This window comes from Vibrio ishigakensis (genome assembly GCF_024347675.1).
Classification (GTDB): Bacteria; Pseudomonadota; Gammaproteobacteria; order Enterobacterales; family Vibrionaceae; genus Vibrio; species Vibrio ishigakensis.
In genome coordinates this window covers 1,047,094-1,062,360 of the sequence record NZ_AP024882.1, presented here as the reverse complement: position 1 = coordinate 1,062,360, position 15,267 = coordinate 1,047,094, and the positions used below count along the sequence as shown (strand labels likewise).

At 43.0% G+C, this 15,267-nt stretch carries 14 protein-coding genes; 2 read left to right on the top strand and 12 right to left on the bottom strand.

The genetic code is table 11. The annotated features are described in order from the left end of the window. Positions 1-3 precede the first annotated feature (3 nt). Entirely contained in the window at positions 4-1,227 is a 1,224-nt protein-coding gene (locus tag Pcarn_RS18655) for a hypothetical protein (protein WP_261835826.1), read from the top strand. Positions 1,228-1,466: 239 nt separating this feature from the next. After that, a complete protein-coding gene (locus Pcarn_RS18650; RefSeq protein ID WP_261835825.1) occupies positions 1,467-2,630 on the top strand; it encodes a tyrosine-type recombinase/integrase in 1,164 nt (387 codons plus the stop codon). 80 nt (positions 2,631-2,710) lie between these two features. Here the strand turns inward: Pcarn_RS18650 and Pcarn_RS18645 are convergent, their stop codons facing one another. The 12 genes from Pcarn_RS18645 to Pcarn_RS18590 form a co-directional block, all read right to left on the bottom strand. After that, on the bottom strand, positions 2,711-3,877 hold the full coding sequence (locus tag Pcarn_RS18645; RefSeq protein ID WP_261835824.1) for a nucleotide sugar dehydrogenase: 1,167 nt from the start codon (positions 3,875-3,877) through the stop codon (positions 2,711-2,713). A 77-nt stretch (positions 3,878-3,954) separates the two neighbouring features. After that, the gene (wecA, locus tag Pcarn_RS18640) at positions 3,955-5,049 is read right to left on the bottom strand and encodes a UDP-N-acetylglucosamine--undecaprenyl-phosphate N-acetylglucosaminephosphotransferase (protein WP_261835823.1); all 1,095 of its coding nucleotides are present in this window, start codon (positions 5,047-5,049) and stop codon (positions 3,955-3,957) included. 232 nt (positions 5,050-5,281) lie between these two features. Beyond that, entirely contained in the window at positions 5,282-6,691 is a 1,410-nt protein-coding gene (gene cysN / locus Pcarn_RS18635; protein WP_261835822.1) for a sulfate adenylyltransferase subunit CysN, read from the bottom strand. An 88-nt stretch (positions 6,692-6,779) separates the two neighbouring features. Beyond that, positions 6,780-7,748, bottom strand: coding sequence for a DHH family phosphoesterase (locus tag Pcarn_RS18630; RefSeq protein ID WP_261835821.1), 969 nt, complete (start codon positions 7,746-7,748; stop codon positions 6,780-6,782). Beyond that, positions 7,748-8,395 carry an adenylyl-sulfate kinase gene (cysC, locus tag Pcarn_RS18625; protein ID WP_261835820.1) on the bottom strand — a complete coding sequence of 216 codons (648 nt, stop codon included), beginning with the start codon at positions 8,393-8,395 and terminating at the stop codon, positions 7,748-7,750. Before cysC ends, Pcarn_RS18630 begins: the two co-directional genes overlap by 1 nt. A 6-nt stretch (positions 8,396-8,401) precedes the next feature. Further along, the gene (gene cysD / locus Pcarn_RS18620) at positions 8,402-9,316 is read right to left on the bottom strand and encodes a sulfate adenylyltransferase subunit CysD (protein WP_390904495.1); all 915 of its coding nucleotides are present in this window, start codon (positions 9,314-9,316) and stop codon (positions 8,402-8,404) included. A 390-nt stretch (positions 9,317-9,706) separates the two neighbouring features. Beyond that, the gene (gene rfbC, locus Pcarn_RS18615) at positions 9,707-10,258 is read right to left on the bottom strand and encodes a dTDP-4-dehydrorhamnose 3,5-epimerase (protein ID WP_261835819.1); all 552 of its coding nucleotides are present in this window, start codon (positions 10,256-10,258) and stop codon (positions 9,707-9,709) included. Positions 10,259-10,261: 3 nt separating this feature from the next. Beyond that, entirely contained in the window at positions 10,262-11,137 is an 876-nt protein-coding gene (rfbD, locus tag Pcarn_RS18610; protein WP_261835818.1) for a dTDP-4-dehydrorhamnose reductase, read from the bottom strand. Continuing rightward, entirely contained in the window at positions 11,137-12,009 is an 873-nt protein-coding gene (rfbA, locus tag Pcarn_RS18605; RefSeq protein ID WP_261835817.1) for a glucose-1-phosphate thymidylyltransferase RfbA, read from the bottom strand. The genes rfbD and rfbA overlap by 1 nt, the downstream gene beginning before the upstream one ends. Continuing rightward, positions 12,009-13,073: a dTDP-glucose 4,6-dehydratase gene (gene rfbB / locus Pcarn_RS18600; protein WP_261835816.1), complete on the bottom strand. Its 1,065-nt coding sequence runs from the start codon at positions 13,071-13,073 to the stop codon at positions 12,009-12,011. The genes rfbA and rfbB overlap by 1 nt, the downstream gene beginning before the upstream one ends. Positions 13,074-13,104: 31 nt before the next feature. Beyond that, entirely contained in the window at positions 13,105-14,235 is a 1,131-nt protein-coding gene (locus tag Pcarn_RS18595) for an NAD-dependent epimerase/dehydratase family protein (protein ID WP_261835815.1), read from the bottom strand. A 15-nt stretch (positions 14,236-14,250) separates the two neighbouring features. Next, the gene (locus Pcarn_RS18590; RefSeq protein WP_261835814.1) at positions 14,251-15,261 is read right to left on the bottom strand and encodes a lipopolysaccharide biosynthesis protein; all 1,011 of its coding nucleotides are present in this window, start codon (positions 15,259-15,261) and stop codon (positions 14,251-14,253) included. Positions 15,262-15,267: the final 6 nt, after the last annotated feature.

The following is a 15,267-nucleotide window of genomic DNA, read 5'->3' as shown; positions in this document are numbered from 1 at the left end:
ACTATGCTGACTTTCCATTACCACTATCAAGCTCACCTTATAGCCTTTGCCGAATCTCTCGATAGCAAGTCGACTGAAAACGAAGTGACGTTTGTCGTTGAGCGCAAGAAAAACGCCCTCACTCTCATATCAGGCAATGAAGCAAGCTTTCATATGCTGACGATTAAACTCGGTGAGGATTGTTCTCTCAAGACAGGTAAATTCAGTATCAACGCGAGCTGGTTAAAGCTCTGCTTAGAGAACCCTGTTCAAAGTCGAAATGGAGAATCCATTCACTTTCATGTAAATTACGATAACAGAAGACTGCCAAGACTGAGCTGGCAACCGGAAAGTGGTACTTGGCGAGATGGTAACGCTAAGCCAGCCAATGAGACTCATCTTGAACTGCTCGCCAAAATACAATCAACGGGGTTTGAACCGCTGTCTACATGTTGGCTCCAAAGCATCCAACGCCATACCAACTCACACCCAAAACTGTCACTCTTTAGACTCAACCAACTAGAGGAAAAGCTGGAGATTGTGGCTGACCATACACTGCACAGTTACGAATTTCCTTATCAAGATAACCCTCGCATCGACCTTAAACTCGATGCAAACAGCTTAAAAACGCTCAGCGTATTGTGTCAGAACACGCTGTCTCACAATATTCATGTCTATGCTGATGATGAGAGTGCGATCTTTTCTGATGAGGTGATGACCATCGGGGTTGTGCTTAATTTTCTCGATACCGACATTGATGCCAAGCCCATCCAATATAAGACTGAAACCCAATTCAGTATTGATGTAAGTGGGCTTTGTAATGAACTCGCCTCACACCAAAAAGTCGATACGCTCAAACTTCTCAACAACACGCTTTTGTATGTCTGCCCTACAGTCATTCTGATTAGTGGGGCCAGTGAAGATGAGCGATGTTCTAAACACTTTGAGTCCAAGGTATTACCATCAAAGCAAACCTTGCTCTATACCCTGACCTCTACGGAATTCAAGAATGCCATCACACAGTTTAAAAAACTCGGTTCAAAAGAGATGTATCTGCAAGTACTTATCGCCCCTGACGGTTCACGAGTACTGGGCTTGTACAAACACACCGAGTCAAAGTTCCCCTACTCAACCGTGGGTATTGAGCTCTATCCAGAGGGACTAGAGGAAATGACTGCGGAAATTGAATTCCACAAAACCATTGAACCCGCGCAAGGTGACCTTTTTAGTAGTTGTGCAGAGTCGTAGTTAAAACAGGCAGTTAGGGTCGATTTTGGAAATAAAAATCGTGGGTTAGACTATTAGCAACAGCAAAGAAAGAAGAGTTAAAGGAGGGGGAAACTAAGAAAGAAACACGCAGTTGGAGAGAAGTGGCTGCAACCACTTCCCTCCGCACCGGCTGCTCTCGCTGAAACCAGACCCAGCCGATGGAAAGATTCTATCTAATCCCATCGGTTAAGGGTATAACTTGATTGATGGAGGCCAACATGGCTCACATTCGTATTCGCCCCAATGGGCGCATTCAGTTTGATATACACATCTTTGGTGTTCGCTTTCGTGAAGGCACCAAGATGGTGGCAACCCCAAAGAACCTCAACAAAGCCAAAGCGATGTTAAAGCGCATTAATGCGGAAGTTGCGCTAGGTACTTTTGAGTACCGTGATTACTTTCCAAAAAGTAAAAAGGTGAAACGCTTTGAAGAATTGCAACGTGCCAAACACCCCGATCGTTTGTATCCGTACTTTGATGACTTTGCGACCCAGTGGTATCAACGCCAACTGTCCAAATGGAAAAACAGCTACAAAGGCACGGTCAGAAACAATCTCGAGCGTTATCTGTTTCCGGAGTTTGGTAATACGCTAGTAAACGAGATTACTCTTTCGCAAGTGGAGTTCTTTCGTCAGTCGTTAATGGAAGATGTGAAACCCGATGGCACAAGACGCCTTTCCAATAGACGCATCAACAATATTCTTTGGCCATTGGTGGCAATCGTTAGTTTAGCGTCAGATGAGTTTAAGTTTGAGTATCCGCTTCGTCGCTATAAAGCCCTCAAAGAAGAGAAAGCAAACTCAAAGCCGTTAACAGTTGAGGAAGTAAAACGCTTTTTAGATGCGGTGGATATCAACTGGCGTGACTACTTTATTCTGCGCTTTTGGACAGGAATGAGAAGTTGCGAAATCCATGCTCTAAAATGGGCGAATATCGACTTTGAACATCGCCTCATCCGAATACGCCACAACTATGTGAATGGGGAACTGTGTGATGTGAAAACGCCTAAATCAAGACGGGATTTGAAGATATGTGACACCTTGTTTGAGGCACTCAGTCGTCTTCACTACGATGAAGACAGTGCCGACGATTTTGTATTCACCAATTCCAAGGGATTTCCACTTGATACGCATTGGGTAAGTAAGAAACTTTGGTATCCGACGCTGAGAAAAGCGGGACTTGCGAAAAGACGCGCTTATGAAACTCGCCATACTGCAGCAGTGCTCCACATCGCGGCATTAGAAAACCCGCTGTATATTTCCCAAATGCTTGGGCATAGTGATAGTAGATTATTGTTTGATGTGTATGCGCCTTATGTGGCCAATGCTTCTCAGCAGGATGGTAAGGCTTTTGATGACCTAATGAACAAGAGCATCCAATAACTAAAATGGCCTTTAGCTAGAATAGCTAAAGGCCATTTTGAAGATACTTGTTGTTTTTCGATAAAACCAATAATGGAAGATTAGTCCGACCCAAATAGATCGCGCGTATACACCTTGCTTTTTACATCTGCCAATTCTTCAACCATACGGTTTGAAACAATCACATCAGACATCGCTTTAAACTCGTTTAGGTCTTTAATGACTGCAGAATGGAAGAACTCAGGTTCATCAAGAACCGGTTCATACACAACCACCTCAATGCCTTTCGCTTTTAGTCTTTTCATAATGCCTTGGATAGACGAGGCGCGGAAATTATCCGAACCAGCTTTCATGATTAGGCGATAGATACCCACACGCTGTGGATTACGTTTCAGTATGGAGTCTGCAACGAAGTCCTTGCGGGTCGTATTTGCATCTACAATCGCACCAATAATGTTGTTTGGCACATCTGCGTAGTTTGCTCGAAGTTGCTTGGTATCTTTAGGTAAACAATAACCACCATAACCAAATGAAGGATTGTTATAGTGATTGCCAATACGAGGCTCTAATCCCACACCTTCGATAATCTGGCGAGAATCAAGACCGTGCGCTTCAGCATAAGAATCGAGTTCATTGAAGTAAGCAACACGAAGAGCAAGGTAGGTGTTAGAGAAAAGCTTTACAGCCTCGGCTTCAGTCGAATCAGTGAAGAGCACTTCTATGTCCTCTTTAACTGCTCCCTCTACCAATAGGTTCGCAAAGGTTTGAGCTCGCTCTGAGCGCTCACCGACAATAATGCGTGACGGGTGCAAGTTATCGTAAAGGGCTCGACCTTCTCTTAAGAACTCTGGAGAGAAGATCAGATTTTGGCAGCCTAGTTCTTCTTTAATACGAGCCGTATATCCCACTGGAACGGTGGATTTAATCACCATCACCGCTTCAGGATTAATTTCCATTACCTGCTTAATAACAGCTTCTACAGATGACGTATTAAAATAGTTGGTTTCAACGTCGTAATCTGTTGGCGTTGCAATAACGACAAATTCAGCGTCTTTATAGGCGAAATCTACATCTAATGTGGCAGAGAATGACAACGACTTATTAGCCAAGAAGTCTTCTATCTCTGCATCGACAATGGGGGACATTTTATTATTTAGTAGCCCTACTTTCTCTTCGATAATATCGATAGCAACAACATCGTGGTGTTGTGCGAGTAACATAGCATTCGACAGGCCGACATAACCTGTACCAGCAATTGCAATTTTCATAACCTAACCAATTTATCTTAATATTTTAAATCTATGACAAGCAGAAACTAGCCTAAGTATCTCGGGTTTGAATTGTATTAGGATTGTGCTTCCAGCGGTTCATCAACACCTTTCCATTTACGTACCATTTTCGCTAGTTTAAACGGGCGGGTCATCCAATAAGTATGCACAAAGAAGCAGGCAAGTATAGTATAAAACATTACGTACTCAGGAACACCGAGATACTCACCAAGTAAGCCAACAGTTGAATAGATAATCTGTACTAAACAAATAACCACCAAAGACTCACGTGGAGTAAGGCCAATACGTTGCATGATATGGTGAAAGTGTTCACGGTCTGGCTTGAATGGAGAGTGACCTTTACGAATACGCCTAACCATAATAGCCATCATATCAATGAGGGGAACGGCAATTAACCAGAGCGCAGTAACAGGTCTTATAATGTATTCACCATACTCAGCTTGGGTGCCACCAATGAGCACCCAAATGACAGTAAACCCTATCATCATACTACCCGCATCGCCCATGAATACTTTACGTACCTTGCCAAAGTAACCTAAGTTAAATAAAACGAAAGGTAATACAATAATCACAAATACCGCACACATATAAGTAAGGCGGACGAGATCATGTGAGTAGAAGACCACTCCTAGCGACGTAAAGGTCACCATTGTCAAACCACCAAGCAACCCATCAATACCATCCACCATATTAAAAGCGTTAATGGCGCCGATTACCGCAAACAACGTCACAACCGTATCCACAACAGGCGGAAAACTCCACATACCGAAGCCTAACGCATTCCCTATGTGGGAAAGCTTAAGGTTCGTTGCGTAAACCATTATCAAAGTTAATAACGCTTGTGACCCCATCCTGAACTTATAGCTGATGTCGAACTTATCATCGACAGCTCCTATTAAAACAAGTATGGAAATACACGAAGCAAATAGCTCTGGATACATCAACTCATCTGAATTGGTATAAATAAAATACAAAACAGTAATGCATATGGAAATTCCCCCAACCAGCGGCACACTCCCAGTATGGAGTTTTCGTGCATTGGGTTTATCGACCAACCCAATAGCGTACCCTACCTTCCTCATGCAGTACAAAATAGCCAAAGAGAGGAAGAAGAACATAGACAGTTCAATTATGTAATCAAATACGGACATGTATATCGCCTAAAAACGAATTATATGGACGTGTCTAGCCAACACGTTTGTTAGAGTAAGGAGAATTGATTTTCTACCGTAATTCTATTTAATTTACTTTTAGCTTCGTATTTCTAAGTATTAGAAGAAAATCGGTAGCATATGATTGCTCTATAAAACTATTCGCAGTTAAAAAGTGAAGAGTCCTTTAGAACACTTCACTCTGTTCTAACTGCAACATTTCTCGATATCACTAAATCTCTGAGCAACCCCACTCAGGAAAATGTTTTCGAACATACGCATTTAACTCACGCTCAGCTGACGAGTACACTCGACCTTGGTCTTCTGTACCATCAATTACAGTTTCCACCATGCCCGCACCGACAGTCACATTCGTGTGGCGGTCAATCACAACAAACGAGCCTGTTTGAGGAAGGCTTTGGTAAGTATCCAAGGCTATCTTATCCGTCAGAGAAATCTCAGACAACGCGATTTCATTAAGCTCCAGCGTTTCGCTGTTTTCTGCGTGCTTTTCGAGGGTATTCACGTCTACCTTGTGAGGGATAGCCGTCACTTTACCTGTGCAGGATTTTGTTGCGAACTTGAAGGTGTACTCTTTGTGTGTACGCATTGGGTTCTCGCCCATCCACACTACGTGCGCTTGCACCTTGTTAGTTACACTTGGTTCATGACCATTGTGCACCAACATGTCACCGCGAGACACATCGATTTCATCTTCAAGAGTAATGGTAATCGCTTGACCAGGACGTGCGGTTTCTAGCTCCCCATCAAAGGTGTAGATAGACTTGATGCGAGATTGCTTGCCCGATGGCAGTGCTGTGACCTCATCACCTACTTGAACGAGGCCAGATGCTAGCGTGCCACAGAACCCACGGAAGTTCAGGTTCGGACGATTCACGTATTGCACTGGGAAGCGCATGTGCTCGGTGTCTTTGTCTTGGTCAACTTTCACCGTCTCAAGCAGTTTCATCAGGGTGGCGCCTGGGTACCAATCCATCGCTTCGCTTGGGTTCACCACGTTGTCGCCATTTAGTGCAGAAATAGGTACAAAACGAATGTCGTCGATGTTGAAGTTCTTCGCCATCTCACGGTAATCCGCTTTGATCTTCTGATACACCTCTTGGCTGTAATCCATCAAGTCCATCTTGTTGATGGCCACAATGATGTGCTTAATACCCAGCAGGCTACAGATGTAGCTGTGGCGACGGGTTTGCGTCTGAATGCCGTGACGCGCATCGACCATTACGATAGCGAGTTCACACGTAGAAGCACCCGTTACCATGTTACGAGTGTACTGCTCGTGTCCTGGGGTGTCTGCGATGATGAACTTACGCTTATCCGTTGAGAAGTAGCGATACGCCACATCAATAGTGATGCCTTGCTCACGTTCAGACTGGAGACCGTCTACTAGCAGAGCTAGGTCAAACGCTTCGTCAGTGGTGTTGAACTTTTGAGAGTCTTTCTCAATCGCTGCCATTTGGTCTTCGTAAATCAGCTTTGAATCGTAAAGCAGACGACCAATCAGAGTAGACTTACCGTCATCCACGTTGCCGCAGGTTAAAAAGCGCAGCAGGTCTTTGTTTTCATGTACTTTCAGATACCCTTCGATATCCGTTGCGATTAGCTCAGAGCTATGAGACATAACACTCTCCTAATGTATTTTGAGTGGGGCTTACCTGCCCTCACCTAAATTCTGTTATCTGTGCTCGCATTTGCGGGCACTTAATTTCTTAGTTGGATGACTTGTAGAAATCACTCAGCACTTGCGTGAACTTGGCTACATCATCTTTTGGTAATTGGTTGATACCCGCAGCCGCTTTGCGCCCTCCCCCCGTTGGGAAAGACGAGCAAATCTCATCGGCGCCAATACGGTTGTTCAGCGGTGCACGCACGCTTACCGTGTAATCTTGATGATTTGGGTTGAGCGTTAACACGCCATGGGCCAACTCTGGGCTTTGATTGGCAAGCTCATTACCAAACACACCACTGATACGGCGTGCCCATGCTTCACACGGCAGTTCAAACACTTTGCATTGTGCGTCACTGTGCGACGGTTCAATACTGGTAACTTTTGCATGGTCTAGCGCATAACCAGCCTTGAGCACGTGATAAGGTGAAGTTTCGTCATCAAGCAGCGCTAGTGGGTCTTCAAACTGACTTAATTGACGGTACAATTCAGCCGGCTCAATGTGCAGGTCTTCAAGACTGGCACCATAACCGTTGTAGTTGATGAGTGTACCGAGCTCTTTTAAGAACTCAGTCTCTGAGTCTGACAAACCAATTTCAGTGGCTAGCTTCTCTGCTGAAGCAAACAGGTTGTCACCAAACGCCGCTGCGACAGCCCACTTTGCGTATTGACCGCCTAGCTTTTGGTTAATTAGCAAACTGGTGCACACTTCAGCATCTAAATCGATAAGCGCTTCAAGCTTGTCTGACTGAGGAATATCACCGCTGCGGTGATGGTCGCAGTAAAATACAGAAACATCTTTGGCTAGCAGGCCTTCAAGCTCGGGCAGGTTTTTCTCCATCGAGATATCCAGCGCCGTAACCGAAGTTGCTTTATCGCCATCCACTTGCTCAAGCAGTTTGATGTCACGCTTCACACCGGTAATCAGTGTTGACTCTTTTGGCTCAGCAAAGCGAAGTTGTAGTAGCGCAATGATGCCATCGGCATCGCCATTAAATACGTCGTAATGCATTACGCTTCTTCCTTCAGTTGCAGATAGCCTTTTTTCTCAAGCTCAGCCACGACAAAATCCGCGCACGCTTCGATGCTTAGATTCTCGGTTTTTAGATGAATTTCAGGATTCAGTGGGGCTTGGTATTCAGAATCAATACCAGTGAAGTGTTTGATTTCGCCAGCGCGGGCTTTTTTGTACAGACCTTTCGGGTCACGCGCTTCACACACCTCGAGCGGTGTGTCCACAAACACTTCCAAAAACTCGCCGTCTTGCATCAAATCGCGCACTTGCTGGCGGTCAGAGACAAACGGAGAAATGAACGCAGTCAGTACGATATTACCGGCATCCACAAACAGTTTCGCCACTTCACCAATGCGGCGAATATTTTCAATGCGGTCTGCATCTGAGAAACCAAGGTCTTTGTTCAAGCCATGGCGCACATTATCACCATCGAGAAGATAGCTATGCTTTCCCATCTGCAGCAGTTTGCTTTCGACAGCGTTTGCGACCGTGGATTTACCTGAGCCACTCAGGCCGGTAAACCACAAGCACACCGATTGTTGCTGTTTAAGAGCAACACGGTCTGCGTGCGTTACCGTTGAGTTGTGCCACACCACATCACTAGATACAGAATCGTGGTCTTTACGTTGATAAGGAGTCGTCATAATGAATTAGAAGTAACCTTCGCGTTTCTTCTTCTCCATTGAGCCAGCACTGTCGTGGTCAATGGCGCGGCCTTGACGCTCAGAGGTCGTGGTCAGTAGCATCTCTTGAATGATTTCAGGAAGCGTGGTTGCTTCAGATTCCACCGCACCGGTCAGTGGGTAGCAACCCAGCGTACGGAAACGCACCATCTTCTCTTCTACCACTTCACCGTCTTTGAGTTCCATGCGGTCATCGTCTTTCATGATAAGCATTCCGTCACGCTCAACCACTGGGCGTTTCGCCGCTAGGTACAGACCTGGGATTTCGATGTTCTCTAGGTAGATGTATTGCCAGATATCCAACTCAGTCCAGTTAGACAGAGGGAATACACGAATGCTCTCACCTTTGTTCACTTTACCGTTGTAGATGTTCCACAGCTCAGGACGTTGGTTTTTAGGGTCCCAACGGTGGTGCTCATCACGAAACGAGTATACGCGCTCTTTCGCACGTGACTTCTCTTCGTCACGGCGTGCACCGCCAAACGCCGCGTCAAAGCCATGTTTGTCTAGCGCTTGTTTCAGACCCTGAGTTTTCATAACGTCAGTGTGCAGAGAACTGCCATGTACAAACGGGCTGATGTTCATCTCCAAACCCTCTGGGTTTTGGTGAACAATCAACTTCATGCCCAGCTTTTCTGCCATGTAGTCACGAAATTCAATCATTTCTTTGAATTTCCACGTGGTGTCTACGTGCATCAATGGAAACGGCGGGATACCTGGCGCAAACGCCTTTTGTGCAAGGTGTAGCATCACTGAAGAGTCTTTACCCACCGAATACAGCATCACTGGGTTGTCAAACTCAGCCGCCACTTCGCGCATGATATGAATTGACTCAGCTTCTAACTGTTTTAGGTGAGTCATACGCTCTGGAGAAATGTTCATTTTTCGAATCAAATCCTTTATTACAAACCAATGAAAAGAGGGATAGTGGTAACGACTATCAACCCATAAAGCAGGCACATCGGAACGCCCACTTTCGCTATATCTTGGAGCTTCTATTACCCCGCATATCAAACTAACTCGATAATCATTGGTACTGTGAAAAATCACAATGGTAACGAAGACCATAGGCTCATGAAGCGCGACCTCCATGAGATTTTTTATATTAGGCTTATCTAGAAGCAGAATTGAAAAACCAACTTGCCTCATGAAAATAATAATTTAAAGAGAAACAAAAGTAGAAAATCAAATCTATCAATATTTCACGTAAGGGGGGCGTATTACCCATCAATTATGTTTCAAAAGTCTTGACATGGAAACGCATTATCTAATTTAAATTAGATTATTTATTTCCATAAAATTAACACCACCAGAATCCTTAGGTGAAAGTAATGGTTTTTTATCTCCTAAAGGCCAATCAATACTCAGATGAGTGTCATCCCAAATAATACAAATTTCAGACGTAGGGTTATAAAAATCAGTACATTTATAAACAAACTCTGCCTCTTCAGAGGTTACATAAAAGCCATGTGCAAAACCCTCTGGTATCCAAAGTTGCCTTTTATTTTCAGCCGATAGGTACACTCCTACCCATTGACCAAATGTTGGTGAGTCTTTACGAACATCAACAGCGACATCAAACACTTCACCTGACACCACTCGTACTAGTTTGCCTTGCATATTTTCAGTTTGATAGTGCAAACCTCGTAAGATACCTTGTTTTGATTTAGAGTGATTGTCCTGAACAAATTGGGTCGGTTTGCCAGTTACAAGCTCTTCAAATTTCTTTTGTTGCCAAGTTTCCATAAAGAAACCACGCTCATCACCAAACACCGATGGTTCAATAATTTTCACATCAGGGATGTCAGTATCAATTACATTCATGGTTTAACCTGTATAAGCTTTAATATTTGTAAGTGCCGCCTGCCAATCACTCGGCTCAATGCCGAACACTTGCTTGATTTTGACACAATTCATTTTTGAGTTTTCCGGGCGTGATGCGGGAGTAGGATACATATCCGTAGTAATTGAGCTTAACGCCGGCGCAGTTAAAAGTGACGCCTTCTCTGCTTTAGAGAATATTGCCTGTGCAAACTCAAACCAACTCACATGTGGATAGCCGGAGAAATGGTAAACGCCGTATGTGGACGGACTCGCCTCTTTGTACAAGTGCTCGGTCATTTCAACTAGTGCACTTGCAATATCACCGGCATGCGTTGGCCCGCCAAATTGATCACCCACTATATTCAGGGAATCTCTGTCTTTACCCAGTCTCAGCATGGTTTTCACAAAGTTATTACCATGCTCTCCGAAGACCCAAGCGGTTCTCAAAATGATGTGTTTATCATTTGCCTCGGCCAAAGCAATCTCGCCGGCTAGTTTACTTTTTCCATAGATACCCAGTGGGCCCGTTTCATCATCTTCAACATACTCGCCATCTTTGTTGCCTGGAAAAACGTAATCCGTGGAAATATGCAGAATTGTCGCATCAACTAACTTAGCGGCTTCAGCCAAATAAAGCGGTCCATCGCGATTAATTGCATAAGAAAGGTCAATTTCTTCCTCAGCCTTGTCCACTGCAGTATGTGCAGCAGCATTGATAATGAAGTCAGGCTTAAACTCCATGACTGTTTGAAACACTGCATCGCAGTCAGTAATGTCCAGTTCTGCACGGTCAATAGCAAGCAGCTCAACTTTATCCTTGAGTTGCTCCACTAGGCAATGACCCACTTGGCCATTGCACCCGGTCACTAAAATACGCATTACTCTGCATCCTCAACAATTCTCATTAAATACTGACCGTACTCATTTTTCATCATAGGCTGTGCAAGCGAAGTTAACTGTTCTTTAGATAGCCAACCGTTATTGAACGCAATTTCTTCTAAACAGGCCACTTTTAAGCCTTGTACGTTCTCGATAGTCTGAACAAAGGAAGAGGCTTCATGCAAAGACTCGTGAGTACCCGTATCCAACCAAGCAAATCCGCGACCCAGCAACTCTACGTTTAGAGAACCATCGTTCAAGTACATTTCATTGAGAGTGGTAATCTCAAGCTCACCACGCTCAGATGGCTTCACCTGCTTTGCCATCTCGTTCACACGGTTATCATAGAAATACAACCCAGTGACTGCGTAGTTAGATTTTGGCACTTCAGGTTTTTCTTCAATGGACACTGCACGCATGTTGTCATCAAACTCAACGACACCAAACCGTTCAGGGTCTTTTACTTGATACCCAAATACAGTCGCACCTTGCTCTTTGCTCGCCGCTCGCTTTAATGCATCACTAAAATGTTGACCATAGAAGATGTTGTCACCCAGTACCAGACAACAGTTATCATCACCGATGAACTCTTCGCCAATTAGGAACGCTTGCGCGAGACCATCTGGGTTCGGCTGCACTGCATATTCAAGGTTAATACCGTAATCCGAGCCATCACCAAGTAGGCGTTTGAAACTGTCGCTATCTTCTGGTGTGGTGATAATCAGAATGTCACGAATGCCAGCCAACATGAGTGTAGAAATCGGGTAATACACCATTGGTTTATCGTAGAGTGGCAACAACTGTTTCGACACACCACGAGTAATTGGATACAGACGTGTACCGGAACCGCCCGCTAAAACAATCCCTTTCATTATTGTTTCACTCCTAAACGCTCGCCTGCGTAAGAGCCATCAAGTACGCGACTCCACCACTCTTTATTATTTAGATACCACTCTACAGTCTTGCGGATGCCAGACTCGAACGTTTCTTCTGGCGTCCAACCCAGTTCTCGCTCAATTTTCGACGCGTCGATAGCGTAACGAACATCATGGCCTGGGCGGTCAGTGACATAAGTAATCAAATCGTTATAAGACTCAACACCTTTCGGCTTGTTTGGTACCAGTTCTTCGAGCAATGAACAGATGGTTTGTACTACCTCGATATTGGCTTTTTCATTATGTCCGCCAATATTGTAGGTCTCGCCGACCTCGCCTTCACTCACGACTTTGTAAAGTGCGCGCGCGTGGTCTTCTACGTACAGCCAATCACGAATTTGCATGCCATCGCCGTAGACCGGCAGTGCCTTACCTGAGATAGCGTTAAGAATCATCAATGGGATAAGCTTCTCTGGGAAGTGATAGGGGCCATAGTTGTTGGAGCAGTTGGTCACAATCGTAGGTAAACCGTAGGTGCGAAGCCAAGCCCGGACAAGATGGTCACTGGATGCTTTAGAAGCTGAATACGGGCTTGATGGCTCATAAGAAGTGGTTTCGTTAAATAGGTCGTCCGTACCTTCTAAATCCCCATATACCTCATCCGTAGAAATGTGGTGGAAACGGAACGCTTTTTTCTTGTCTTCACCCAGTTTGTTCCAATATGCTCTTGTCGCTTCAAGAAGTACATAAGTGCCGACGATATTAGTCTCAATAAATGCAGAAGGACCGTCTATGGAGCGGTCTACATGAGACTCGGCAGCCAAGTGCATCACAGCATCCGGTTGATGCTCAGAGAAAATTCGATCTAACTCTGCACGATCACAAATATCAACTTTTTCAAACGTATAACGTTCGTTTAATTCGATTTCAGAAAGTGATTCGAGGTTACCTGCGTAAGTTAATTTATCGACATTAACAATAGTCTCTTGAGTATTTGAAATAACGTGACGTATAACCGCAGAGCCGATAAACCCAGCACCACCTGTGATCAGAATTTTCATATTTTAAAACCCAAATAAATAAGAACTTTGTTTACTTTAGAAGGCCTTTATCTTTCATCTCAGAAAGACTATCTTCGTAGTTATCTACGCCCCTATTTTGAGCCGATACCCACTTACAGAATTTTTCAATACCTTCAGAGAAACTAACCTTGGGGATAAAGTTTAATTTTTCTTTGAGCAACGTAATATCGGCTACGTTATGTCGAATATCCCCAACTCGGAAGTCACCAGATATAGTAAAATCTGATTCCTTCTCATAATTTGACTGTAAGTGAGATAAAACATCCAACACAGACGTTTTGACTCCGGTTCCCACATTTATTATACCTGTATACCCATTTGAGTTATAGATAGCGGATTCTGTAGCTTGAACAACATCTTCTATATAAACAAAATCACGAGATTCTAATCCATCCTCGAATATGTTAATATCCTTGCCATCCAATATACGGTTAGAAAATATGGATAATATCCCTGTATATGGATTAGAAAGAGACTGCCCGGGACCATACACGTTTTGATATCTCAAAGAAATAGTATTAATACCTATACTCGAGCAAGCAATTAAAAGCGTTTGCTCTTGGTTGTATTTGGATAAACCATAAATTGATGCTGGCGATACTGGAGACTCCTCAGTTGTAGGTATCATTTGTAATTCCGAATCACATACCGGACATAGAGGTTCGAATATTGCACGTTCCATATCCGAAACGCGACGAGCACCGGGATAATGAATACCATGCTCAAGACATTTGTATTTACCCTCTCCGTAAACTGCGCGCGAAGAACTAACAATAACATTTTTAAGTTTGGTTTTATTGTTTACAATAAAATCTGCAATGTTTGCTGTCGCTTGACAATTAACTAAATTGTATTTACCTATCTCATACATAGACTGGCCTGTTCCAGTTTCGGCTGCTAGGTGCACAAGGACATCGACATCAGCAAGAAACCGTTCCCAATCACTAATCTTAGCTATATCTTGGTGATGAAAATCACATTTTCCCTGAATTTTAGCAAATAAATCTGAGTTAAAGGGGTCATCACCATGTATCTGAGGAGATAAATTGTCTATAACACGTAAATCGTGGCCTTTTTCAAATAGAGACTCTACTAACCTAGACCCAATAAATCCTGCACCGCCAGTAATTAATATTTTCAAATCTGCTTCTCCAATTTATAATTCTAGTACTTTCTTTACCCAACTGCTGATTGAATATTTGGTATAAATATCATCAGATATTTCTTTAAAATTTCCCAATAAAAATCTATGCGGGATGTTTACGTCATTACGGTCAACAACGAGAATGTTATCTTCAGAATAGAAGTCATAATGTATAATTTCTTTATTAGTTGTTATTAACTTCCGTTTAGCACCTAATGCTTCAATAGTACGCATCGTTAGTCCTTTTTGCTTTTTATGCTCAAGATCGATCACTATACGAGAATCAGAGATAACACTCACTACTTCGTTTCTACTCAATTTTGAAAACGAAACATCCTTAACAGGAACGTCAGAAAACTCGTTAGAAAACAAATATTTCAAATATAAGACAACTTTACTTTGGAAATAGAAAAACTTAAATAAATTTATCTTACCTGAGTGCTTCTTTAATTCTGATTCTACTGCGTTGACATAATTATACCTACTGCTATGAAGAGTACCGACAAAGCAAGCATTATACTTATAATCATTAGTGACTTTTTTACCTACTTCACCAAAATCACTAGCATAAAAAAGCGGCAAGAATATAATACGGCTGTCTATTGATGAATCATGATTATCGAAGGAATAAAATCTATCAACCAAATTAATATATTTTGCATTTTTAGATTTATTTCCAAAGGAATCCCATGTATATATAATCACTTGCGATCGAGGATTTACCCTCTTGAATTCTTTAATAAACCAAAATGGGACAGCTTCTGGATTAATAATCAATAAATAATCAAAGTTATCTAATAATATTTTTCTATAATATGCATCGATCTTGTTATTAATTGCAAATGAAAGGCCAAGTCTTATCAATCCTTTCGTCACTGTAGAATTAGACGGACGCTCATCAAAATATGAAACTGTTATACCCAAATCTTCAATCTCATTCTGAATATTTTTTTCGTAACCGAAAAAATTTGGGGCAAGCAACATCATTCTTTTGTTTTTCTTATTGCTAGAAGAAATAACCATTACTTT